This window comes from Streptomyces sp. NPDC031225 (genome assembly GCF_055570355.1).
This window is the reverse complement of the sequence record NZ_JBVIHJ010000036.1, coordinates 61,669-86,079: the sequence shown is the minus strand read 5'-3', so window position 1 is coordinate 86,079 and position 24,411 is coordinate 61,669. Positions and strand designations below refer to the sequence as shown.

Sequence of the window (24,411 nt, the reverse complement as noted above, 5' to 3'; positions counted from 1 at the left end):
GCGCGCGGTCTGCTCCGCAGACACGACGCGCCGCCGCTACGCGGCGGATTCCGGCTTCGCCGGAATAGCGGCGGAACTCCGTTCCGCCTACCGGATCACTCCGTGATCCGGTGATCCGGCTCCGCCGGATCGTCCCGTACAGGCCTGCTCCGCAGTCCAGTACGGGACCTGACGCACCCTCCGGGCACGTCAGGAAAATCGCGGCGGCAAAGGGGCGGGGGTCGGTCGCGTGACGCTGCATCAGGGCTGCCTCCTCGGTCACCTCTGATCACGTTTCGGACACTCCCCCTAAACGTGGTGCGTCACTCTTGTCATCGGCTAGACTCTGGGATGAGCATAGACTACCTATCCCTTCGTGAATTCACTCGGTACAGGTCGTCATTTTGGGATCCCGGATCGATTCTGGGATAGCAGTCGATTCCCTCCAGGGCTCCGAGAATGCGAGGCTCCGTGACTCAGATGGAATTGCGTCCACATCAGGTTGAGGCCGTAGATAATGTGGTCCGCATTCTCGGGACTCCGCCCGGTGGCCATATGCCTCCCGAGGGTCTACGGACGCAGGTAATCGCGGCCACCGGCTCCGGTAAAACCCTCATCGCCGCAGAGTCGGCGCACCGGCTTTCGGCCCGGCGTGTGCTCGTTCTGGTGCCGACGCTGGATCTGCTGACGCAGATGGCCGGCGCGTGGCGTCGGGCGGGCCGGTCCGGCGCGATGATCGGGGTTTGCTCGCTGCGGGCTGAGGAGAGCCAAGGGCTGCCGTGCACGACGGATCCTGAGGAGCTCGTGGAGTGGATGCGCGGGCTGGAGACCGTGACCGTTTTCGCGACGTACGCCTCGGTGGGTATGGGTGTCCTTCAGCGTGCGCACGCCGCTGGCCTGGGGGTTTGGAGCCTGATGGTCGTGGATGAGGCCCACAGGACCAGTGGGGATGGGTTGAAGCCGTGGGCGGCCGTGCACGACCAGGCGCAGCTTCCCGCGGAGCGCAGGTTGTACATGACGGCGACGCCGCGGGTGTGGGAGGCGGAGGGTGAGCGGCCGCGGATGGTGGCGTCGATGGAGGACGGCTCCCCCGTCTTCGGGCCGGTCGCTTACAAGTTGACGTTGTCGGAGGCGATCGGGCGGGGCATTGTGGCGCCGTATCAGGTGCTGTGCCTCGACATCCGTGATCCTGACCTGTACGCGGCGCTGACGAGCGAGGACACCGGCTCGGATGGCGTGCGTGGGGCGCGGTTGGCGGCGGTGCAGACGGGGCTCATGCGCGCTGCTGTCCAGGAGCGCTTTCGTCGCGTCCTCAGCTTCCACAGTCGGGTGGGTGAGGCGGAGGCGATGGCGGTCTCGGTCCCGGTGACCGCGGGCCGGCTCGCTGAGGACGACCCCGACGCCTACCCGCCCGTGGAGCAGGTGTGGGCGGACTGGCTGTACGGCGAGCACGCCCCCGGCCATCGTCGTCAGGTGCTGGATGAATTCGCGTCTGAATTCCTCGGAGGACCTGACTTTGAGGGTCGGGATGTGCGGGCAGAATTGCGGGTGCTTTCTTCCGTTCGTGTGCTCGGGGAAGGTGTCGATACTGCCGAGTGTGACGCTGTCCTTTTTGCGGACGTCCGGGGCTCGATGGTCGACATTGTGCAGATGGTCGGACGTGCTCTGCGGCTTAATCCCGATCACGGGAAACTGGCAACGTTGATCGTTCCGGTGTTCCTCGGGCCGGGCGAAGATGCGAATGAACTCCTCACTTCGGATGCCTACAACAGCCTGTCGAAGGTCCTTGGAGCTCTCCGGGCGCACGATGCTCAGATGATCGAGGCGCTCGCGGATCCCCGGCTGCGCAACAGCCGCTGGCCGTCCGAAGGCGGTCCTGGGAGCGGCGAGGACATCGTCGACGGCCAGGACGACGAAGCCGGCGAGGACGGGGGCGAGGAGGTCCAGGAGCAGGACGTCGTTCCGGTGGTCGGGGGCGCGGCGGCGGGGGTGCTGCGCTTCACCGAGGAACGCGACCCCGCGGCACTCACCGCGTTCGTGCGGCTGCGGGTCATCGACCCCGAGAAGGTGTACTGGCGGCGTGGGGTCGAGGCCGCGACGCGGTGGCTGCGTGAGACCGGGGAGGGCGCGCTGCGGGTGCCGTTCACGTACGTCACGCCTGAGGACTGGGGGGCGGGCATCGGCGGCCATCCCCTGGGGGTATGGGTCGCAGATCAACGCCGGTACTACCGCGATGGCACCCTGGACGCCAAGCGGGTCGCGGAGCTGGAGCAGCTCGGGATGGTGTGGTCGGTGCACGCGTCCGCGTGGGATGCCGGTCTGGACGTCGCTCGCTCGTACGCCGATGCCCACGGCCACTTCCTGCCGCCCGCCACGGCGGTCTGGGGCGGGGACGGGTTTCCCATCGGCACCTGGGCTAAGAACCAGCGTGCTGCGGCCCGGAGGTCACGTGAGAACGCCGTACGGCGGGAGGCCGGGGAAATCGTCTCCGGCGTCGGAGAGCTCTCCCCCAGCCGTATGGAGTTGCTGGACGACATCGATCCCGGGTGGTGCCCGGAGTGGGAGATCGGCTGGCAGCGGTCGTATCGGCTCGCGCTCGCGCACGTGAAGGCCGGCGGCACGCTGCCTGCCGAGCCGGGCGAGGTGATCGTGCAGGGCGAGGACCTCGGAGCGTGGATCGTCGGACAGCGGGCCGGGTGGGACAAGTTGGTGCCGGCGCAGCGGTTCCTGCTGGAGAGCATCGGCATCGAACCCGCGGACGAAGACGAGGTCGCGGTGCCGGCGCGGCGCAGCCAGGGTGACCGGTGGGCGGCCAACCTCGCCGCGGTACAGCGGTTCCACGCACGGGAGGGGCATGTGCGTGTGCCGAGGAAGGCTGTCGAGGTCGTGGACGGAGTGAGCTTCAAGATCGGCGCGTGGCTCGATAACACCCGGCGCCGGGCCGGGAAACTGTCCGCCGAGCGGCGCGCGGAGCTGGCCACCCTCGGCCTGGACTTGATGTGAAGTGGCGCGAAACTCGATTGATCACTTTACGCTGAGCGGGTGGCAGAGTGCGTTGACAACCCGGCTGAACGCCTTCATTCGCTGCTCGTTGAGTTCTGCCGCGTCGGCAAAGAGCTGGGACCAAACCAAAGCAACTGGATCGCATGGGCCAAGGCACTCAGCTATGAGGACGCTGCGGTCGCAGCAGGAGATGCAGAGTTCTTTCGTCGTCTCGCTGAGGCGAAAGACCTGCCAGGCAAGGTGCGACAGGCTGTTTCCCTCGTTGTGACCGATGTCCAGCACCGGGAGTACCTACTGGAGCCATTGGTCGGAGTCGACGCTGGGCTTCAGGCATCTTCGCAGCCCCACCACAATATCGCCCACGTATGGCAGAACTTCAGTGATGGCGGTGACACGGCCCGCAGCGCAGCGATCTATAGCTTGCAAGGGTGTGCCGGCGAGCTCCGCAGGGCCCAAGTAGAGGCTGGTCTGACCGAGGCCGAAGGGCGCGATCTCACGGCTCTCATCAGCGAACTTACGGAGGCGGTGCTCGCATCCACGCTTGAGGAATCCGACAAACAGTTCCTGCTCGCTCGACTGAACGAGATGCTTGCAGCTGTACAGCAGGCACGGCTGCGAGGCCGATACCCGGTCGAGGCAGCTACTGACGCGGCTCAGAGGGCCCTGCTGCGCCGCCCGAACCTCATCCGACGGATGATGGACGCGAGCTTCCTTGACCCTGTCGTCGCCTTTTTTGCAAAGGTCAACGCCCTACTGGTCCTTGTAAACCAGAGCGAACAGTTGACTCAGGAGACAGTACGCGCGATCGAACGCGGCATCGGTGGCTGACGCATTCCCCTTAGTGCCTGTGTCTGAGGCCTGCATGACAAGGGGCCGGTTGATCAACTCGTTCGGTCGACGGGACCGTGCGCCGTTGGGCCGGGGCAGTCTCGTCGGCCAAGTTCGGCCTGGAGCTGATCTGGCAGAGCTGCGCACGCATCCTGGGGCAGCACTGCCCTCAGTGCGGGGGCGGTCGAGCCTTCGTAGTAGCCCTGTTCCCGGAGGTACCACTCAAGGTTTCCCTCAGTGACCACGACCGACATGCCGGCATACCGGACGACCGCACGCCGGTCGTCCAGGTCCGAGTCGTGATCGACGCCCATGAGATGGGCCGCGAGAGCAGTACGCCCGAGGTCGTGCGCGTGCGCGGACGTAGTGACTTCCCGGGACACAACCGTCATCCAAACGGTGCCGCTCCTGCGCTGCACCTCCCAAACCAGAGTCGGACTACCGACGAAATGGACCGTCCCGGGTGACGAAACGCAGTCGGGGACCAGCCAGCCTCCGTTGGTTGTGCCTGCGGTTGATCTGTCGCAGTGAAGGCTGAGCGCTTCTCGCTGAAGTCTGAGTGCCGGACCGTGCAGAACTGAGGCGGTGACGGTCCGAGGCATGCTATCCGCCGTTCCGACACTGCCGATGGGGCTACAACGGCATCAGACGGGGCATCCTGGGCTTACCGGCCTTCCCCGCTCGTACCATCGGACCGGCCGGGAAGGGGGAGCAGCTTGAACGCCGACGACCCGACGGGCCCCAGTCAGTGGGCCGCCACGTCGCTTGAGCATTTCGACCAGCTGGCTCGCGGGGTACTGAGGGCCGCCCGCGACGCCGCCCGGGAACTGCGGCGGCGCTCTCCAGACCAGGAACGGCTGACATGGGCTCTCGGCGTCCTGGCGGGGCAGACACAGGCGATGCTGGGTCTCGACCGGCCAGCCCACCCGCCGGTCGAGGCCGCAGCGCAGAGGGAGTTCGTCTGTAGCTCTCTCCAACTCGCCGTACACGCGCTGGCACACCGATGGACAGAGGCCGACCTCGGCCTGGCGGGTCAGGCCGAGGTACCGCATCTTGGCGAGCGCCAGGCGGCCGACGCCTTCGACGTCCTCGGGCGGCTCATGCTCCCGCACGCTTCATCCGAAGGCTGGACCGCCACCATCTGCACTGACCTGGCCCGCGGCAACGAGAAGTGGGAGGTGGCGGTCAAGCTGGGCAAGTACGTCCTGCACCCCACCTTCCTGGCCCTCGCCGACGATGCGACCCGTGTCGTCGGCGAGGCCGTGCACAACATCAACGTGGACGGACTGCAGGAGCTGGCCGACTCGGTGCGAAACTTCGCGGGCGCCGCCGGACCATCCCTCCCGGCGGTGGGACCGGAACAGACCCATGCCGCCTACGAGATGCCGCTGATAGTCAAGGTCCCTATACAAATGACGACGCTGCCAGACCGCCCCACCCCGGAGGTCCGACGCTCTGGCCTCGGGATACCAGAAAGGGCTCCGCAGCTCCCGCCCGTCGAGGTATCTGCGTCCGAGGTGATCGTCGTTCGGGTGGTACCGATGGTGTCCTTCCCTGGCCAGAGTGAAACGGTGATGGGACCTCTCGTGGACGGGCCCGACGACTTGGACATCGACAGCCCCGGCCTGGCGCAACCCCCGCCTGGGTGAGCCTGACCCGTGCGGCTTCTGGCCAGCACCGCTGGCGCGTACTCGGGCCGCGTTCCTTCTGGGCCCCTGCGGGGGCGAAAGCATGGAAACTCCGACATTCAGTTGCGTCCGACGACTTGAGGACCGAGGACGCCAGCAGGCTGGATGTCAAAGTCCAGCAGGATCAGACAGTGCCGCTCTAACCGCGACTCGTAGCCCACATTGCTGCCTGTGGTCTCCGCGTAGCACCAGCCGGGAAAGCTGCGATCACCCTTGTTCCATCGGAACACGCGCGCTGGCGGTACATCCTCGAACTGGACGCTCCACCCGGCCCCCAACGCCACCCGATGACGCCGACCACCATCGAAGAAGCCCAGGTCAAAGGCGTTGAGGACGGGGTCGCCGTACGCCTGCACCGGTTCCCTCACCGTCTCCCCAGACAGCCAGCCCTAAACGATCACTCAACTTTCGATGACAACGCTCAACCTTCGCTGCGAGAGGTCAGCGGTCGCGCCCATGCTGCTCATCGGCGGGAAGGCGGGCCCGCCTGCGCGGGATTCCCACGCAGCGGAAGCCACGTTCCGGCAGGTCAACGAATTCCGTCGGTTGCCCAGTTCGAGCAGCACCCGAGGGTGAAGGCCGAGGACGACTCGGGCTACCCGGACCTGGCCAAGGAGTTCCCCGCCCAGCTCAGCGCCGCGCCGAAGAAGCCGGCCGAGGACGCCTGCGAAGGTGACAAACGGACCCCGACCTCAATTTCACCCAAGGTCGCAAGCCTTCTCCGCTCGATCACAGAGAGGGCATTTCCTCCAACGGCAGGATCACCTGGCTCTGCCCCTCGCCGCTGTCCCTGCTCAGACTCCCCTGGACCCAAGGATCCTCATGCACCAAGGGCATCACATAGGTCCGGTCCTTCACGAACAGGCCGAAGACGAAAAGCCTCCTGGGACGCCACGCATCGCTGCCGCGAATTCCCAACCGGATCGCATCTTTAGCGAGCCCCTCCCGCGTGAAGGGCACAGCGACTGGTATGGAGTAGATGTTGACCTGGTTGGGTTCGAGATCCCACTGGGCGGTATCTCCAATCACCTCGTCAACAACCAGTGCATCGTTGGCGACAATCTGAAGCCTGATTTCATCCTCGGTTCCCGAGTCGGCGACAGCGTCCGGGTCGGAAATTGCACCGCCACCGAAGGGTGCGTCGAGATCGCTGCTGTCCTGAACCGTTTCGATAATCAGTAGGAGCTGTTGGACGGGAACTCTCAATTCGGGGTTACCCGTACGTCGGAGGGGCATCGACTGCGTAGCGCCGCGATCGTTGGTGCTCAACGCCGTTTGGACATCGGTTTCGATCGCTAGCGGCACGATACGTCGACTGCGGTCATCTGCCTCTTCGCGGGTGCCCCAGAGGAGTAGCAACTCCGGCTCCCATGCATCGTCACCGAGCAGCCCAACCCGGGCAGTCGTGCCGACGTCGTCGATCCACCCTTCCCTCCTGTAGAGGTTCGCCTGCCCTCGCTCCTGATCTTCCTGCTCGGTGTCCGGATAGCGGTGGTCGTAAATGTCCCTATCGCCAGTGGTAATGATCAGATTCACGGCGCTGTCAGTACCTGCCTGGCCACCTGTGCGAGTACGCATCGCGAAGTAGTGAAAATTGACAGGGCTCATGAAAATCCCCCTCCTGATGTGACGGGCCGAGACCACCCTGCAGAGCCGAATAGTCACGGTGCCTGCGTTCAACGTCCACCTCCCCCAGCGGTGACGTCAAGTGGCGCGCGGTCTTCTTCCACCCTGGCTGCCTGCGATCGCGCCCATGCTGCTCATCGGCGGGAAGGCGGGCCCGCCTGCGCGGGATTCCCACGCAGCGGAAGCCACGTTCCGGCAGGTCAACGAATTCCGTCGGTTGCCCAAGTCTGCGGCGCCAAAGTCCATTCGGTGGTGGCCATACAGGCATGATCTCGCAGTCTCCGTGTTGCGGTGGCTGAGTTCAGTGAGATGACGACTCGGTTCGCCAGGAAAGGCGGCCCCGCTACCGAGTCAATCAACGACCTCAGACGGTGGTGGACACCAACCGGCCAAGTCCGACATTCGGCAGGAGTCCACCATGCTCGATCCGCAGCGCGGCCCGCACAACAACCCGCAAACTGCCCCCCTTCCGCAGCCCGCTCCACCGGCCCCGGCCCGCCCGTCCCGGGTCCCCGCCCTGGCCCGGCGCCGGACTCGGCAGCGTCAGCACCCTCACCCTCATCACCACCGGCGCCCCCTGGCCCGCCGTCCTGACCCTCGCCCTGGCCGGCCTCGCCGTCGTCCTCGTCCAGTCCGTCCTCCAAGCCCTCGCCCCCCAGGACTCCCACGACCGCCCCACCACCCGACGTCCCGCCTCCCGCACCCCACACCACCGAACCGGGACCATGATCAACTAGGTCATCGCCGTGACCGCGGCACCCGGCACCCGGCACCCGGCACCCGGCACGAGCTGGTGGCGCCGCCAGCTGGCGAACTGTCTGCCCGTCAGGGAAACAAGAGTGAGAGGTGCCGGGGCTATTCAGGTGGATCGGTAGGCGGGCTCGCGTGGTGGCGACGCCTCCAGTACGCCTGCCACCAGGCGAGGCGGTCGGCGGATTCCTGAGGCATCGTGCCGTGCACGAGGGACTGCATGGGTCTGTCGGTGAGTTTCGGGCTCTGGCACAGATCTTGGGGTGCGGTCGCGGAGTGTCACAAGGCAGGTCGCTTCGCGGCTGTGATCACGCCTGCTCTTGGTAGACCCGGATTTCCTGGGGGTGGAAGTTGCGGACGATCGGCCAGAATTCCTGGCGACCAAGGCCGTCGGCCCAGGCGTCGAGTTCGTCGTCCGTGTCGTGGAAGAACCAGGTCTCGAAGTGCCCCAGCGCCCGAAGTTGAGGGACGGGCTCGTACCGAAGTTCGCAGTGGAGCTGGATGTAATGATCATGCTCGTCGGAAGCGTTGTTGATCTCGAACTGCCGAGCCAGGTCCAGCGTGAAGACGGGCGGTCCCTCGAAGGCGTGAGTCCCGTACTGGAAGAGAAGGCCATCAGCGTCTGGCGTGTCCGCGGTGTCGAAGCGCTGGGAGCCGAAGCGCACGAACCTGAGCCACACCTCGTCCAAGTCCAGTTCGGCGAGGGGCTGCTGTCCGCGGCTCAGCTCATGGTGCAGTCGCTCCTCGGCCCGGTCTATGGGCGGTCTCTCCGACATTCTGTCCTTCGCGGTCCCGACGGAATCTGTGGTCTCGCGGTGATCTTCTCAGCCCACCACACTCGCTGACGTGACCAGGGTTGGCTGCAGAGTCTGGGCGTGACGCTATTGGAGCAGGATCAGCTTGCGGAGCAAGTCGAATCCGGCACGGCCGGAGAGCTGCCTCTTGATTTTCTTGATGCGGTTCACGGCGCCTTCCGTGCCACCGGAGCTCCAGTGCAGGGTGAGGCCGGCGGTCACCGCGTCGAGGTCTCGGAGCAGATGGAGGGCAAAGTTGGTGAGGCCGGGCAGCTGGCTGGCATCGACGGCTTCGATCCATGCGGGAAGCGTGGGGCCCAGCCGGTGAGCCAGGATCTCGCCGAAGCCGCGGACATGTTCGGCCGCAGTATCCAGTTCTGGGCAGCGAGCCAGGACGTCCTTCAACGCGGCGCGCTCGTCTTCGCTCAGGGTTGACGGGTGACGGGTGAGCCAGCCGGTGACCCGCCTGACGGTCGGCGGCGGGGGTGGCGGCTGCGGCAGTGCGGCGCGCAGGGTGGCAATGTAGGCGCGGACCATCTGGTAGGTGACGGGCGCGTTCTCGGCGGTCAATTCGCGATGCAGGCGGGTGACGTTCGTGCATCCCGCGGCGAACCGCCGTTCCAGATGGGGCTTGTAGGGGTCGAGACGACTTGGCCGGGGGCGGTTTTCTCTCAGGGTGTCCTGCCAGGTGGCAGCATGTGCGTAGCGCAGCACGGTGTTGAGCCCCCAGCCCAGATGCCGGGCGATCGCCCTGCGGGAGTGGCCCTGGGCGAGCAGCTCGTGGACCAGGGCGTGCGCGGCCTTCTTGCGCTGGGCCCGCCAGCCATCAAGGTCCGGTCCGCCGCGCACCGAGTCGTCGGGCGACGCCGCAACGTCCTTTCGCATGGGCGCTGTTGGTCCGTTCAGGCATTCGCGGTGGGCCGCGACCGCAGGTTTCCACGGCTCGGCCGACGCCCTGCCACAGGTGGAACCGGTCGGCGACCTGGATCGCGGCGGGAGCGCCGAGTCGCGCGCCCTCGGCATAGGCACCCGCCCGGTCCCGGCAGATGATCTCCACACCCGGATGGGTGGCCAGCCACGCGGCCAGCGGCCCGGAGTCGCGCGTCGGAAGCACGTCCACCACGCGATGGGTCTCTCCGCAGGTCAAGACGGTGGAGTAGGTCTGCCCACGGCGGGTGGCGAAGTCGTCCACACCCAGCACACGCGGCGTGCTGAGCTGCGGGTCAGGCAACGCCATGACCCTACGCAGCAGGGTCATCTGTCCCACGGGGAAATCCAGTTGGGCAGTCAGCCGGGCGCCGGCCCGTCCGGCGAGTGCGAGCCCGACACGCTCCAGGACGCGGCCCAGCCGCGTAGTGAAGCGCGCGTACGGGGCGGTCAACTGAGCGAACGGCTCGGCGAACGTACGACGCGGGCAGTCGTCCGTGCTGCAGATGAAGCGCCGGACCGTCAGATGGATCACGACGCTCTGTTCAGCGAGCGGTAGATCCTTCAGTCTGCGCTGGTAGGAGTCGTGCACTCGGTCCGAGGAGCGGCCGCAGTCCGGACATGCTGCCCCGGCTGCCCGGCCTCTGGCTGTGACATCGACCGTGCCGAAGGCAGCGGTCACCGCTTCGACCTCCACGCCGTCGATTCCGTCGAACACGAGCGAGTCCCAGAACATTGCGTCGGCCTGCATGACCAGCACCGTCACCGCTCGTTGCGGTCACCGGAGAGGGCCAGCACAGACCTGACGGAGCGTCACTCTCTGCTGCAAGGCGGGAAGGCGTACGCGGCCTCGCGCGAATCCGGGCTCTTGCAATCGAACGCCGCAGTGACGCTCCGCGACCGCACCCCAAGATCTGTGCCAGAGCCCAACTCTCACCCACAAAGCCATAAGGCCCACTACCACGGCGGTTTCAGCGGGGAGCTGCAACGCGTGGTCGTGCGGATCAGGCCGCGAGCAGTTTATGCAGGCGCTCGGTTGGGGTTTCCCAGCCGAGCGTTTTGCGTGGGCGGCCATCGAGTTCGGCGGCGACGGCGTCAAGATGCTCTCCCGGACGAAGTGCTCCGTCGATGGAGCGGCGCCGGCCGTCCGGGAGGCGCGATGCGAAAGGCGATCTCTTCGAGGACCTGATCAGTCGGCCTGTCGGCGGGCTGATAGGCCAGCGGTCGTGATGTCACAGCGTAGGCAGGCTGTGCTGTTGTGCTGGCTCCCGGCGTCCAAGTGACCGACCCACATGCCGTCTGTACGGGCCTCCACCTGGGCTTGTCCTCTGCCCCTCATCTCCATCGCTTCCCTCAGATCAGACATTTTCCGTATCGACACTAAATGGGAAGTACTGGGAGCATTACGCGGGGGACCATGTGCTGACGGTGCATCAGGTGCTCCGCGTTCGCGGCGGGACATCACAGGCTCGGAGGCCATGCGATGCTCAACCTCACTCATCCCGGCGTCTACACCCGCGAGTTGGACTCCGGTGTACGGACCGTGGCCGGAGCGCCCACGTCGGTCGCCCTGTTCCTGGGGCCGACCCGGACCGGGATCGACAAACGGCCCGTGACCTGTCTGAGTTTCGCCGACTTCGAGCGGAACTTCGGCGGGCTGTACGCCAAGAGTTCGCTGTCCTACTCCATCATGCATTTCTTCGCCAACGGCGGTGGTCAGGCGGTCGTGATCCGGCTGCCCGTGGACAAGGCCGCGCAGGCCGTGTCGGAGGTCAAGCAGGACGAGAGCACCACGGCCGTCTCCCTCACGCTGACCGCGCTGAGCTCGGGCACCGCGGGGGGCGACCTCTTCGTCGAGATCGATCCGTTCGAGATCGGGGCACATCCCTACTCCAGCACGGATCCGAAGCACGATCGCACGCGCTTCAACCTCACGTTCGTCGATCCTGCCACCGGCCTGGTCGAGCGGTTCGTGGACCTCACGACCCAGGCGGGCAATGCCCGATCGGCCGACACCGTGGTCAGCGACCCGGCCACGGGTTCACGACTGGTGACCGTGAAGCTCAACGGGCCGGGGGTGAACGGCCCGCAGACCACAGGATCCGTCTACCGCATCGGTGCCGATCCCGCGCCCGGCACCTTCGCGAATGCCATCGACGTGACCCTGAAGGTGATCGCCCGGGGTGCCGACGGCAAGGAGGACACCGCTTCCTCGGTCAAGGATCTGACGGTGACCGTCTTCAAGAAGGACAGCCCCAAGCCGACCAGCCGTTTGGAGATGGTCAACCGGCTGGTCACCGCACTCAACGCGGGCATCCAGGCCGACGACGGTGCCCGGAAGAAGCTCAGCGACGCCGCTGTCGCAGTCACTCTCCACGAGGGCGGTGACTTCCTGCGTCTGACGCTCAGCCGCCCCACCGAGGCGCCCGACGGGAAACGCGTCCACGACGCAACGGTCACTATCGAAGCCCCGCAAGCGAACCCAGATCTCCTGGGCGAGTACAAGCTCGCCTCTCAGGTCACCAACCCCTCGCGCTACCGGCTCGGCGCGCTGTACGAGAACAGTCCGATCACCAAGGACAGCAAGGCCGGCTCGGACGGCGAGGCCACCGGGCAGCCGGCGTCGGCCGACTTCAAGGAAACCGTCACCGCGCTCGAGGGGCCTGACGCGTTCTTCAACCTCCTGTGCCTGCCCGACCTCGTCCGTCCCTCGGTCAAGGATCCCAGAGCCGCACACCACACCAACGCGATGGCGGTCTACGCCGAGGCGGCCCGTGTGTGCGCCGTCAAGTTCGCGTTCCTCGTCGTCGACCCGCCGCCCGACGTCGTCGACATCACCTCGGCCTCGGTGTGGAAGGCCACGAAAGTGCCCCGCTCCACGCACGCCGCCGCGTGGTTCCCGAACATCAGGGTGGACGACCCACTGCGGCCGGGCAGCATCGTGTCCCACCCGCCCTCCGGTGCGGTCGCGGGCACCATCGCCAGGACCGACAACCGGGTGGGCGTCTGGCAGGCGCCAGCCGGCACCGACGCCTTCCTCGCCGGCGTCTACGGCCCCTCCCTGGACGTGACCGACGCGGAGCAGGGTCTGGTGAACCCTCTGGGACTCAACGTGATCCGGCGTTTCCCCATCTACCAGACCGTTGTCTTCGGCTCGCGCACCGTGGACGGCGCGGACGCGCTGGCCAGCCAGTGGAAGTACATCCCCGTACGCCGGACCGGCAGTTACATCCTCCGCTCGCTGTCGGAGTCCCTGCGCTGGGCGGTCCACCAGCGCAACGGGGAGGAGCTGTGGTCCCAACTGCGGGTCAACTGCACGGCGTTCATGCACGGCCTGTTCCGGCAGGGCGCGTTCAAGGGCGTGTCGTCGCGGGAGGCGTACTTCGTCGCCTGTGACGCCTCGACCACCACCCCGGCCGACATCGATCTGGGAGTCGTCAACGTCGTCATCGGGTTCGCGCCTCTCAAACCGGCCGAGTTCGTGGTGATCAGCCTGAAGCAGATCGTGCAGCCGGCCGTCTGAGACAGGAGCGCATGGTGGGACAGTTCTCGGTCAACGCGCAGCGGCTGGACCCGTACAAGAATTTCAAGTTCCGTGTGAAGTGGGACGGCCGCTATGTCGCGGGCATCTCGAAGGCGTCTGTGCTGAAACGGACGACCGAGGTGGTCAAGCATCGCTGTGGCGGTGATCCCTCCACGTCGTACAAGTCCCCCGGCCGCACCGAGTACGACGCGATCACGCTGGAAAGAGGCGTCTCCCACGACCAGGAGTTCGAGCAGTGGGCGAACAAGACCTGGAACTTCGGCTCCACGCTGGGCGGTGAGGTGTCCCTCGCCGACTTCCGCAAGGACATCATCATCGAACTGCTCAACGAGGCCGGACAGGTCGTCCTCAGCTACGCCATCTACCGGTGCTGGGTGTCGGAGTACCAGGCGCTGCCGGATCTGGACGCCAACGCCAACGCCGTGGCCATCGCCAAGCTCAAACTCGAGAACGAGGGCTGGGAGCGCGACTACGCCGTAGCGGAGCCCAAAGAGCCCACCTTCGTCGAGCCGTGAGCCCCACCGTGAACACCCCGCCCGTCCCCGCCCTGAGCGCGGCCGACATCGTCCGGCTGTGGCCGCTCGCACGGCGCCGGCCGGCGGGCGAACGTGTCGTCGAGCTGCTGGTGGCAGTCGACGGCCCGGGTGCTCTCGAATACCCGCTGGGCACCCGTAACCAGCGCCTGCTCACCATGCACCAAAGCCTGGTACGCCGACCGATCGAGGCGCATGTGGTGTGCCCAAGGTGCACCACCGACAACGAGTTCACGCTGCCTGTTCAGGCCGTCACCGCGCTCCCCCGCGCCGAGCGGGACGCCGCGGTGCGGATCGTCGTGGACGGCGTGGAGTCGGCGTTCCGGCTGCCGGTGCTGTCCGACCTCACCGTGGCCGACAGTCTGCCCGCGCTCGCGGCCCGTACCTGCCTGGGAGCGCGGGTTCCCGCGTTGGACGCGGGCGATCTCGACCGGCTCGCCGATGGGTGGGAGGTGCTGGACCCTGCCGGTTCACTGCTCGTCGACCTCTCCTGCGCGGCGTGCGGGCACACGATCTCCGCCGACGCCGATCCCGCCGACTTCGTGGCGCGGGACCTCGATGGGCTCGTGGACGAGTTGATGCACGACGTCGACGTGATCGCCGGCGGCTACGGCTGGTCGGAGGAGTCCATCCTGACGATGCCCACGGCGCGCCGCCGTCGCTACGTGGAACTCATCTCCGAGGCACACCTTCCCGCCCGGCGCACGGCGGCGGCGCAATGACGGCGCGGCGCTCGGCATACGCGCAGGCGTTGCGACGAGCGGGGGCTCGGACGGCCGGAGCGGAAAACGACGACAGCGTGTCCTCCAGGGCCGATCCCAGGCCTCGCTCACGGTTCGAGCAGGCATGGGACGAGACCGCGTTCGACGAGCTACCGCCCTCTGATCACAGCATCCTTGACGTTGCGCCAGATACTGACGGTCGCCGCTCATGGGTGGACGACACGGTCTCCGGCTCTCCCCGACGCGTCTCCGAGACGACAGTTGTGCTGCGCGACCCGGACCGAGCCATGTCCGAGGAACAGCGGCCTCCGCCGCCCGGCGCCCGCACCGAGGACGAGGAAGAGGCGGGCCCACGCGACGACTCCGCGCCCCCCACTCCGCCCACCCGACCAGTTGCCCGCACGCCGGACGCTGCCCTGCCATCCACTGCGGACCGTCCCCGCACCGCCGTACCTCAGCCGCCCTCTCCGATCCCGCAGCCCGCGCCGCCTCCACAACCACCGTCCACCGCACAGCCGTTGCCGCCGCCAGCCACCGGCGACCACACGGTGCCGGGACCTGCCGACGCACCCCCGCGCCACGCCTCACCGACCCCTCGGACCGCGGTGACCCTCGACGTCGTACCCGCCGAACCCCTGCCCCTGCCACTCGAGCCCGGTCCGCCCACGGCCGAAGCATCCGCGACGCCGGTCCCGATCGTCGTGGAGATCGGGCGCGTCGAGGTGCGGATCGCGGCCGGCGCCGGCGCGACTCCTTCTCAGGAGCGGCGGCCGCGGCCCAGGACCGGACCGACGCTCGATGACTACCTGGCCACCGGGCCCGCCGGTACAACGGGGCGGGGGCTCTGATGACGGCCCAACTCGCCCTCCCGGCAACCACCATCGTGCTGCGCACCGTTCTCCAGCGCCGTATCGGCCTCGCCTACGCCGGGCTGACCGCACCGACCGTCTCCGTCGAGCCGCCACCACGCCCGCCGGCCACACCCGCCAACGGCATGGCCGCTCCGCAGCCGGAACCGGCGGGCCTGTATCTGTTCCTGCACCATGTGGTGCCCAACTCGGCCTGGCGCTCCATGCACGAACCGCATGTCGACTCATCCGGCCACCGGACCGGTCCCTCGCCCCTCGCTGTCGACCTGCACTATCTGCTCGCGGCGACGGGTGCCGGACTCGAACGCGAGGTCCTGCTCGGCCTCGGGATCGCGGCGCTCAACCGACACGGCATCGTGTCACGGCCGCTCATCCAGTCCATCCTCGGTGCCATCTCGGTGGCGGACCCATCCGCGCCCATCCTCAACACACTGGCGGCCGAGCCGCTGCACGATCCGGCGAAGCAGCCCGAGCAGATCACGGTGTCCCAGGCACCGGTCGACGTCGACCTGTCGACGAAGATCTGGTCGGCTCTGCAGTCCCCCATGCGGCCCTGCGCCCACTTCCTGGTGACCACGGTGTTCCTCGACGTCGGTGACACCTACCCCGTCGCCAAGGAAGTGACGAAAGCACAGATCGGCGTGCGGCCGGACGTCACACCGTCGGCCACGCTGCCCCCGGGCGACACCGTCCCGATCACGGGGGGTGCCTGATGGCGACCCCACCGCCCACCCAGACGGCCACCAGGCCCGGCCAGCACAAGGAGTCCGCCCACGGACGCGAGCCGGACCTGGCCGAACTCGCCGTGTCGACGGCACTGTCGGCCCTGGCCGCCGTGGCCTGCGGCGAGCCGCCCACTGACGGATACACCCGACTGCGGCAATGGCTGGAGCGGGCCGACCCCGCGTCCGCGCTTCCGCGCATGGCGGAGGGCTTCGGCCTCTCCCCGGCTGAGCTGCAGCTGATCTTCCTGCTGCTCGCGGCGGACACGTCCGAACAGGTCGCGCATGCCGTGGCCGAGGCGACGGCCGTAAACGGCGGCGTGCCCGGCGGCGGGCTGCCCCTGTGGCTGGCCTGCCGCGCGATCACGGAGCTGCGACCCTCCGTGCTGGCGAAAGCGCTGCCGCTGGCGCGCTTCGACATCGTGGAGGCGGAGCCGGCCGCCCCGCGCGTCGAAGCCCGCCTGACGCTGGCCGCGCCAGTACTGGACCGGCTGCTCGACCAGCCCGTCCGCGACCCCCTGGTGTCCGCGCGGATGACACCGGTACCCGTGGCGGCCGACGGACCCGGTGACAAGGGCGAGTTGCCCCTCGGCCTGGCCCGGTCGCTGGCCTCACGCGGCCCGCTGGGCGTCCCCCCGCTCGTGCTGCTGCCCGACGTACCCCGGGAGGACATCGCGCAGGCCCTGTCCGCGTTGGGTCTCACACCGTGGCGCCTGGCAGGCTCGGACATCCCCGAGGACCCCGAGAGCCGTGAGCGGCTGGCCGCGCACTGGAGCCGCGAGGCCATGCTGGACACCGCGGCCCTGGTCATCGACACCGCCGGCGCTGCTCCCACCGGCGCGGTCGCGGGCTTCGCCGACCGGGTCCTGGGGCATGTGCTGCTGGCGGGACAGCAGGTTCCCGACGGCCTCACCCGCGGGCTTCACATCGTCCCCGCCGCCGGTGACACTCCCGCCGCCGCCGGCCGCCGCTGGGCCACGGCGCTGGGGGCCGAGCGTACGGCCCGGCTGGGGCACGAAGTGGAGCGCGTGGCCGGGCAGTTCCGGCTCGACGCCAAAGGGATCGCCACCGCGGCCGCCCGTGCCGCGGCCGCCGTCGACGCCGCCCCGGATCCGGCGAGCGCGGCCGCCGCGCTCTGGCACGTCGCCGCCCGCTCCTTCACCCCGTCCCCACTGCCCGGGGTCAACCTGGTCGAGCCCGCCTACGACTGGAACGACATCGTGCTGCCGCCGGCCACCGAGGCCGCACTGCGTCGGGTGGAGTCACATGTACGCCATGCGACCCGGGTCTTCGACGACTGGGGCTTCGCCGCCCGCGTGGGCGGCCGCGGCAGCTGGCGCGGGCGCGGCGTGGCGGCCTTGTTCTGCGGTCCGTCCGGCACGGGCAAGACGATGGCGGCCGAGGTCCTCGCGTCGACGCTCGACCTGCGCGTCATGGTCATCGATCTCAGCCAGGTCATCTCCAAATGGGTCGGCGAGACGTCCAAGAACATCGCGGCGGTGTTCGATGCGGCCGAGCGTTCCGGGTCGATGATGGTGTGGAACGAGGGGGACGCTGTCTGGGGAACCCGCGGCGGAGTCTCGAACGCCACCGACCGGCACGTCAACGCCGAGGTGGGCGACCTCCTCCAGCGCGTCGAGTGCTTCTCCGGGTTCACCGTGATCACCACCAACCTGCGCCAGGCCATCGACCCGGCGTTCCTGCGCCGCTTCCGCTTCGTGGTGGACTTCCCGCTGCCCTCGGAAGCGGAGCGGCAGCGCCTGTGGAGTACGGCGTTCCCACCGCAGACCCCGCTGCAGTCCATGCGCTGGGAGGCGTTGGCCGCCCTCCCGCTGACCGGAGGTGCGATCCGCAACGTCGCCCTCGGCGCCGCCTTCCTCGCCGCGCAGGCCGGACGAGGCGTCGACCGGGCAATGGTCGAGGCCGAGCTCGCCGAAGAACTCCGCAAACAGAATCTGCCGGTCCCCCATGTGCGGTGGGAGGAGCCGGAATGAACCCGCTCGTCGAGCCACCGATCCGGCTCCGGATCGGCACGCTGCACGTGACCGCCGGCTCGGCGGCCGAGGCCCGACTCCTCGCCGACGCGCTGCCCGCGGCGATCGAACGCGCCCTGACAGCGGATCCGACACCGGCACGGGCCGTCCCGGTCCACGAATCGAGCCTCGCCGCCTATCGGGCGGACCTGGTGGCCACGGCCGTCGTCCAGGCCGTGCGGGCCCGGCTCGACGTAAGCGAGCCGCGGTGAGGCAGCTGGCGCACGCCGTGCGCCCCACTCGCCACCCCCAGGCGGCCACGCCCACAACGCGCGGCCGGCAGCACGGGGACCACAGCCGCGCCGGCCGGCGTACCCCGGCGCCGTCGTTCACGCCACCGACGACCGCCATGACGTCCGGACGGACCGGCCGGACACCGGCGTTCGCCGCGCCGACATCCACGACACGGGCCAACGCCACGGGGCCGGTCTCCCTCCGCACGACGGCCACGCCCGCGCACACCACCGCACCCGCGTCCACAGGCCCTGAGACCACCTCGTCCCCCTCCCCCGGCACCGACCGCGTCCGTGCCGCCGTCGCCCAACCCGGCACCCCTCTTCCGCCGTCCCTACGCGGGCAGATGGAGTCCGGCTTCGGACGCGATCTCGGCCACGTCCGGGTGCACGACGGCCCCACCGCGGCCCTCGCCGCGACCACACTCGACGCCCGCGCCTTCTCGCTCGGACCACACCTGGTCTTCGGCGCCGGACAGTACGCCCCCGCCACACCCGCCGGACGCGGCCTGATCGCCCACGAACTCGCGCACGTGATGCAGGCATACGGCACCGCCGCCCCGCACGCCGCCGTGGCGAACGACCCGGGCCTGGAGGCGGAGGCCGACCGTGCGGTGCGGACACTGGCCGACGGGGGCCGCCCGACGCTCGCACCCCGCCCGGGCGCGCCCCGCATCCGACGCGCCGCCAACGGTGCTGCCGCACCGGCATCCATCCCGACTTCCGCTCCCGGCCCCGCCGCCGCACCGCAGGAGGCGGCCGCCCAGCCGGGCACCACCGCACCCCCCGCCCTCAACCTGCTGCCTGGCATGAAGGTGATCACCGACGAGCCGACCGGCCAGGGCACCACCGAACTCGTCGTCGAACTGGCGCAGTTCAGCCTCCCACTGGAGAAGGGGGCCGGAAGCTGGGTGCAGAGGGCCTACGACGATGCGGCCGGCGGAGGCCGTCTCATCTTCAGCCCCCTCATCGAGGGCAACTCCGTCGCCGCCTACAAAGAGGGCGGCGAGGACTACAAGAATGTGTGGCTGGGCGCCTTCGGTTTCCGCAGCACCCAGGCGCTGGCCGACGCCATCACAGCCACAGCGGGAACCGACGAGACGGTACGCGGCAAGCTCGCCGACCCGGCCGTCAGGAACCTCGTCAAGGGACTCGGCAAGGACCTGGAGCATGCCAAGTGCGACATCGACCACATCGTCGAGAAGCAGCTCGGCGGCACTTCCATCCCCTCCAACCTGCAACTGCTGACCAGCACCAAGAACCGGGCCGCGGGCTCGAAGACGCGCCAGGCTCTCCTTGACATCGTGCGGCAGATCCGCGACCCCGCAATGCGCGGCAAAAACGTGCGCCGACTGCAGATCCGTATCGCCAAGGCGACCGTACCTACCGGTCAGCCCGACGCCAGCTTCGAGATCGAGGACCTGCTGCGTGCCGGCACGGTACGCGGCTCGGACGCGGACAAGGCCAAGGCCGCCGGAAAGCCCCTCGCCCTGTCGGCCGGTGGTCAGGGCGAGACGGTGCTGGTGCGCGAGACCGGCGAGACGCCCCTGGACAGCCTTGTCCGGCGCATCGTCCCGGGCATGCGGCTGCAGACGTACAAGCGAGCCGCGGCCGGTGCGAAGTCCGCCCGGGACACCGTGCTGGCCGCCCTCGACAGCCGCGCCATGAAAGCCACCGACGCCGACGCCGCGGTCGTCCTGGAAGCCGAAGTCATGCCCGCGACGGCCCCGGCCGCCGCCACCCCGGCCGGCCCCGAGGCTGCCGACGATCCCACCCAGGCCCCGCCGGGCGAAGCCCGCAGACTGCGACTCGACCCGGCCAAGAACAAGAAGATCACGTTCTACTACCCGTATCTGAGTCCGGGCGAGCTGACCAAGGTCGCCCTCGACGACCAGGGCCGACTCAGCGGCGAAGGGACCATCCGCTCCTCGGTGCCGTTCCTCGGCCGGCTCAACGTCGTCTACGCCAACGACGAGCTCAAGCTGATCGCCCCCATCCCTGCGGACAAACTCCGCTCGCCGCTGCCGGCCGCGTTCCGCTTCACCGGCGGTGAACTGGCCCTGCAGCTCTCCCCGTCGCTGGTGCCCAACGGGACGCTCACCTTCTCGGTGGGCCCGTCCGCCAAACCCGTCCTGCTCGGCACCCTCAATGTCACCGTGCAGAACGGCGCGCTGGTCGCCACCGGCCAACTGACCCCGGCCGGAAAGATCCCCGGCGTCAACGCCGCGGCCGGGACAGTGATGTGGAACTCCGAAACCGGCTGGTCCGGCAAGGTAACCGCCAGCACCGCCTCCCTTCCGCACTCAACCGCGAACGTCGAGATCGGCTTCACCACCACCGGCGGCAAGTTCGACCCCAAAGCGACCGGGACGATCATCACGACCATCCGCAACTCCCAACTCGTCCTGGGCGCCCGCTGGGAAGGGCAGGCCGTCACCTACAGCGGGTCGGTGACGATCGACAAACCCCTGCCGCTGGTCAACTCGGTGAAACTCTCCGGTCGTTACAGCGACCGCGGCCTGTACCTCCACGGCGACGCCGACATCTCGTGGAACAGCATCAAGGCCACCATGAAGGTGGAGTACAACCGGGCCGAGGAGGATGAGGAGGGTCGTTTCTCGGGCGCGGCCACCGTCGTCGTGAAGACCCCCAAGGCCGACGGCTCCCTCGCCCTCAACTTCGACGAGAAGGGCCGCTACTGGGGCAAGGGCAGCATCGCCTACCAGGTCACCAAGGACCTCAAGCCCGTCCTCACCGCCGAGATCAGCAAGGATCGCACGGTCAAGCTGTCCGGTGAGGTCGCCGTCGGCGACATCGTCCTGGTCCGCAAGTGGCCCTCCCCGCAAGGCGGAACGGTGCCCCTGTTCAAGGGGGTCGGCGCGAAGTTCTCCATCCCCACCCCGGTGCCGGCCGTGACCGCCTACATCGAGCTGCGCGGCGCCCTGCAACTCGGCTACGGCGTGGGGCCCGTCATGCTCAAGGGCGTCGTGTTCAAGGGCGAGCTCTATCCGTTCGAGGACGACCCCCAGGTGGCGGCCAAGCTCACCGGCGCCTTCATGGTCCCCGCCTACGCCGAACTCTCCGGCACCTTCGGTGCGTACATCGGCGCCGAGATCGCGCTCGGCGCGGCCGGCGCCAAGGGCGGCATCGACATCACCCCGTCCTTGCGCATCGACGGCGAGGGCGGCATAAAGATCTCCGCCGACTACGACAAGGACGGATTCTCGTTCGACGCCGAGGCCTACGCCAAAGGCCAGTTGACGGCGAGCGCCAGGGTGCTGCTGGCCGCCGAGCTGTATGCCGCGTGGGGGTTGTTCTCCCACCGCTGGACCTACGACGTCGCCAACGCCTCGGCGCGGCTGGGACCAGAACTCAAACTCACCCTCGGCCGGATCGCCTACGCCAAGAACGGCCAGATCACCTGGCCCAGCCTGTCCCAGATCAAGGTCGAACCGGACTCCATCGACCCCGTCGAGGTCATCAAGGACATGCTCGGGCGTGGCCGGGCGAAGGAGAACTGAACTGACCACCGTGCTGACCACCATCCGGAAAGGAGGACCCCGTTGACCACGTTTCCTGGCTCACCGCGCACCGTGCGCGGCGGCTTCGTCGTGATGGACGCCGACGGGCGCGCCGCCATGCGCACCGTCCCGTTCCAGTACAACCCCGAAACCCTGACCCGGACCCTCACCCCACGAGGTGCGGCCGCCGACACCGGAGACCGGCTGGAGGCGTTGCGACTCGTGGGTCCCCCCGTGGAGACCCTCAAGCTCGAGATCGTCCTCGATGCCACCGACCGCCTGGAGAAGCCCGCCCTGCACCCGACCGCGGTCACCGACGGCATCGCCGCCGACCTCGCCGAGCTGGAGACCATGATCTCGCCCGCCACCGCCGATCTGGTGGCTGCCGAGGCACTGGCCCGCAGGGGAACACTGGAGATCCTGCCCCTGCCCTCCCCCTTGCTGCTGCTCGTGCTGGGCGCCCACCGCACGCTGCCGGTGCGGATCACCGAGTTCACCGCCACCGAGGAGGCCTTCGACACCCGGCTCAACCCGATCCTCGCCCGGGTGGCACTGGGTGTACGCGTGCTGTCGTTCGACGATCTGGCCCCGGGCTCGAAGGGTGCGGAGCTGTTCCTGACCGCCGCCCGGCGCCGCGAGCGGCTGGCCTGCCGACGCGGTGCCGGCGTCCAGGGCCTGGGTCTGTCGAGGCTGCCATGACGGCCGCGCCCTTCCCTCCCAACAGCCGCTACCACGCGCTGCCCGTCATCACCCGCGCCGGCGACGACGGCACCACGGAGGTCTTCCTGGCCCGCCGCCTCCTGCCGGCGCCGCAACGTCATGTGCCGCTCGCCCACCGCAGGCTCAACGGTGCCGAGCGGCCGGACACGCTCGCCTACGACGGCTACGGCGATCCCGCTCTGTGGTGGCGGATCGTCGACGCGAGCGGTGAGGCCGATCCGGCCGTGCTGACCGGCACCGAGGGCCGGCTCGTGATGATCCCGCTGCCTCTGGAGATCGCCGACCATGGCCACGCTTAGCACGGTCACGCTGACCGTCCGGATGGGACCGGTCGCCGTCGCCCCCGCCCCTAAGGCGGTGATCGACGCCCTGGAGGGCGCGACGGTCACCCACGCGGTGGGAGCACGCTCGGGCTTCCAGCTCAGCTTCACCTACTCCAAGACCTCGCCGATCGCCACCTCGCTGCTGCCCACCGGGTTCTTCGACCCGATGATGCGCGTGGTGCTCGTCGCGACCCTGCGCGGGGTACCCAAGGTGCTCGCCGACGGCCCGATCAAACGCCAGGACGTCACCGCCACCGGCCGGCCGGGCGAACATCGCCTCGTCGTGACCGGCGAGGACGTCTCCGGGTACATGGACGTGGCGGACCTGACCGGTCTGCCCTTCCCGGGTATGCCGCCGTTCGCCCGGGTGGCCCTGATGATGGTCAAGTACGCGCCGTTGGGCGTCGTACCGCTGACGATTCCGCCGCCGTACCAGCCGCCGACGAATCCGGTGGAGAAGTTCGCCCAGCAGCAGGGCACCGACTTCGAGTACGCCACCAAACTCGCCAAGGACGCCGGCCACGAGTTCTATGTCATCCCCGGCCCCACGCCCGGGGTGAACACCGCGTACTGGGGGCCCCGGCTGCGTGTCGGCCTCGTCCAACCGGCCCTCACCGTCGACATGGACGCCTCCGCCAACCTCGACAGCCTGAGCTTCTCCGCCGACGGCAACACGGCCATCCTGCCCTACGGGCATGTCAAGGTCGCCAACTTCTCGGTCCCCGTACCGGCACCGGACATCGCCCTGCTCAAACCGCCGCTCGCCGCCCGGCCGTTGGTGCCCACCCGGACGAAGCTCTGGGAGACCGACAAGCTGACCCTGCCGGAGATCCTCATGACGCTCCTCGCCGGCCGCGGCACGGCCGACCCGGTGACCGCGACCGGAACGATGGACCTGGCCCGCTACGGCCGGCCCTTGGACGCCCGCTCCCTGGTCGGGGTGCGTGGCGCCGGACGGGCGCACGACGGGCTGTGGTTCGTGCGCTCGGTGACCCACACGCTGGGGCGGGGCAGCTGGAAACAGGCGTTCCAGCTGGCCCGGGACGGGCTCGTGTCGAACGTGACGGAGGTGGCGCCATGACATCCGGGCCGAGGTTCTTCGGCAAGTACCGGGCCACCGTCCTCAACACGGCCGACCCGCTGCTGCAGGGCCGTATCCAGGTCCAGCTCTCCGATCGATACGGGCTGTTCCCTTCGACGTGGGCGCTGCCCGCGCTGCCGTTCGCGGCCAAGGGCACCGCGGGCATCATCGCGCTGCCCCAGACCGGCAGCACCGTGTGGGTGGAGTTCGAGGCCGGCGACCCCGACTCCCCCATCTGGACCGGCGCGTTCTGGCCCGACCCCTCCGGTGCGCCCGCCCTGGCCATGGCCGGCACCCCCCTGACCCCCAACATCCATCTGCAGACCACGACCGGCGTCTCGGTCACCCTGTCCGACCTGCCCGCCTCCCAGGTCCAGGTCACCACCCCGACCGGCGCGACGATCGTCATCGGGACGACCGGCATCACCATCAGCAACGGACAGGGAGCCTCCATCGCGCTCGTCGGGCCCTCCGTGAACATCAACGGGGGTGCGCTGGTGGTGACGTGACCCGCC

20 protein-coding genes are annotated in these 24,411 nt (G+C 68.7%); 15 read left to right on the top strand and 5 right to left on the bottom strand.

The window, feature by feature from the left end; all coding sequences use genetic code 11:
- Positions 1–459: 459 nt before the first annotated feature.
- From ACZ48Z_RS41255 to ACZ48Z_RS41245, 3 genes are all read left to right on the top strand, one after another.
- Positions 460–2,982, top strand: a complete 2,523-nt coding sequence (locus ACZ48Z_RS41255; RefSeq protein ID WP_468741067.1) for a helicase associated domain-containing protein — start codon at positions 460–462, stop codon at positions 2,980–2,982.
- Positions 2,983–3,021: 39 nt separating this feature from the next.
- Positions 3,022–3,810 carry a hypothetical protein gene (locus ACZ48Z_RS41250; RefSeq protein WP_468741066.1) on the top strand — a complete coding sequence of 263 codons (789 nt, stop codon included), beginning with the start codon at positions 3,022–3,024 and terminating at the stop codon, positions 3,808–3,810.
- A gap of 716 nt (positions 3,811–4,526) precedes the next feature.
- Positions 4,527–5,459: a hypothetical protein gene (locus ACZ48Z_RS41245; RefSeq protein WP_468741065.1), complete on the top strand. Its 933-nt coding sequence runs from the start codon at positions 4,527–4,529 to the stop codon at positions 5,457–5,459.
- A gap of 98 nt (positions 5,460–5,557) precedes the next feature.
- On the opposite strand, the gene ACZ48Z_RS41240 is transcribed toward ACZ48Z_RS41245, so the two are convergent.
- Positions 5,558–5,854, bottom strand: a complete 297-nt coding sequence (locus tag ACZ48Z_RS41240; RefSeq protein ID WP_468741064.1) for a hypothetical protein — start codon at positions 5,852–5,854, stop codon at positions 5,558–5,560.
- A gap of 373 nt (positions 5,855–6,227) precedes the next feature.
- Positions 6,228–7,106 carry a hypothetical protein gene (locus tag ACZ48Z_RS41235; RefSeq protein ID WP_468741063.1) on the bottom strand — a complete coding sequence of 293 codons (879 nt, stop codon included), beginning with the start codon at positions 7,104–7,106 and terminating at the stop codon, positions 6,228–6,230.
- Positions 7,107–7,495: 389 nt separating this feature from the next.
- Between ACZ48Z_RS41235 and ACZ48Z_RS41230 the strand changes: the two genes are divergently transcribed.
- Positions 7,496–7,861 carry a hypothetical protein gene (locus tag ACZ48Z_RS41230; protein WP_468741062.1) on the top strand — a complete coding sequence of 122 codons (366 nt, stop codon included), beginning with the start codon at positions 7,496–7,498 and terminating at the stop codon, positions 7,859–7,861.
- Positions 7,862–8,182: 321 nt separating this feature from the next.
- Here the strand turns inward: ACZ48Z_RS41230 and ACZ48Z_RS41225 are convergent, their stop codons facing one another.
- The 3 genes from ACZ48Z_RS41225 to ACZ48Z_RS41215 form a co-directional block, all read right to left on the bottom strand.
- Entirely contained in the window at positions 8,183–8,650 is a 468-nt protein-coding gene (locus ACZ48Z_RS41225) for a hypothetical protein (protein WP_468741061.1), read from the bottom strand.
- 105 nt (positions 8,651–8,755) lie between these two features.
- Positions 8,756–9,553 carry a transposase gene (locus tag ACZ48Z_RS41220; protein ID WP_468741060.1) on the bottom strand — a complete coding sequence of 266 codons (798 nt, stop codon included), beginning with the start codon at positions 9,551–9,553 and terminating at the stop codon, positions 8,756–8,758.
- On the bottom strand, positions 9,495–10,361 hold the full coding sequence (locus ACZ48Z_RS41215) for an ISL3 family transposase (protein ID WP_468741059.1): 867 nt from the start codon (positions 10,359–10,361) through the stop codon (positions 9,495–9,497). Before ACZ48Z_RS41215 ends, ACZ48Z_RS41220 begins: the two co-directional genes overlap by 59 nt.
- Positions 10,362–11,078: 717 nt before the next feature.
- Here ACZ48Z_RS41215 and ACZ48Z_RS41210 point away from each other — a divergent pair.
- From ACZ48Z_RS41210 to ACZ48Z_RS41160, 11 genes are all read left to right on the top strand, one after another.
- Positions 11,079–13,118 carry a phage tail sheath family protein gene (locus ACZ48Z_RS41210; RefSeq protein WP_468741058.1) on the top strand — a complete coding sequence of 680 codons (2,040 nt, stop codon included), beginning with the start codon at positions 11,079–11,081 and terminating at the stop codon, positions 13,116–13,118.
- A gap of 11 nt (positions 13,119–13,129) precedes the next feature.
- The gene (locus ACZ48Z_RS41205; RefSeq protein WP_468741057.1) at positions 13,130–13,654 is read left to right on the top strand and encodes a phage tail protein; all 525 of its coding nucleotides are present in this window, start codon (positions 13,130–13,132) and stop codon (positions 13,652–13,654) included.
- The gene (locus ACZ48Z_RS41200; RefSeq protein ID WP_468741056.1) at positions 13,651–14,394 is read left to right on the top strand and encodes a hypothetical protein; all 744 of its coding nucleotides are present in this window, start codon (positions 13,651–13,653) and stop codon (positions 14,392–14,394) included. The genes ACZ48Z_RS41205 and ACZ48Z_RS41200 overlap by 4 nt, the downstream gene beginning before the upstream one ends.
- Positions 14,395–15,241: 847 nt before the next feature.
- The gene (locus ACZ48Z_RS41195; RefSeq protein ID WP_468741055.1) at positions 15,242–15,976 is read left to right on the top strand and encodes a Pvc16 family protein; all 735 of its coding nucleotides are present in this window, start codon (positions 15,242–15,244) and stop codon (positions 15,974–15,976) included.
- On the top strand, positions 15,976–17,979 hold the full coding sequence (locus ACZ48Z_RS41190) for an ATP-binding protein (protein ID WP_468741054.1): 2,004 nt from the start codon (positions 15,976–15,978) through the stop codon (positions 17,977–17,979). The genes ACZ48Z_RS41195 and ACZ48Z_RS41190 overlap by 1 nt, the downstream gene beginning before the upstream one ends.
- Positions 17,976–18,230: a hypothetical protein gene (locus tag ACZ48Z_RS41185; protein WP_468741053.1), complete on the top strand. Its 255-nt coding sequence runs from the start codon at positions 17,976–17,978 to the stop codon at positions 18,228–18,230. Before ACZ48Z_RS41190 ends, ACZ48Z_RS41185 begins: the two co-directional genes overlap by 4 nt.
- Positions 18,231–18,367: 137 nt before the next feature.
- On the top strand, positions 18,368–21,772 hold the full coding sequence (locus tag ACZ48Z_RS41180) for an eCIS core domain-containing protein (protein WP_468741052.1): 3,405 nt from the start codon (positions 18,368–18,370) through the stop codon (positions 21,770–21,772).
- Between the two features lie 42 nt (positions 21,773–21,814).
- Entirely contained in the window at positions 21,815–22,471 is a 657-nt protein-coding gene (locus ACZ48Z_RS41175; RefSeq protein WP_468741051.1) for a hypothetical protein, read from the top strand.
- A complete protein-coding gene (locus ACZ48Z_RS41170; RefSeq protein ID WP_468741050.1) occupies positions 22,468–22,791 on the top strand; it encodes a hypothetical protein in 324 nt (107 codons plus the stop codon). Before ACZ48Z_RS41175 ends, ACZ48Z_RS41170 begins: the two co-directional genes overlap by 4 nt.
- A complete protein-coding gene (locus ACZ48Z_RS41165; RefSeq protein ID WP_468741049.1) occupies positions 22,778–23,896 on the top strand; it encodes a hypothetical protein in 1,119 nt (372 codons plus the stop codon). The genes ACZ48Z_RS41170 and ACZ48Z_RS41165 overlap by 14 nt, the downstream gene beginning before the upstream one ends.
- Positions 23,893–24,405 carry a phage baseplate assembly protein V gene (locus ACZ48Z_RS41160; RefSeq protein WP_468741048.1) on the top strand — a complete coding sequence of 171 codons (513 nt, stop codon included), beginning with the start codon at positions 23,893–23,895 and terminating at the stop codon, positions 24,403–24,405. The genes ACZ48Z_RS41165 and ACZ48Z_RS41160 overlap by 4 nt, the downstream gene beginning before the upstream one ends.
- Positions 24,406–24,411: the final 6 nt, after the last annotated feature.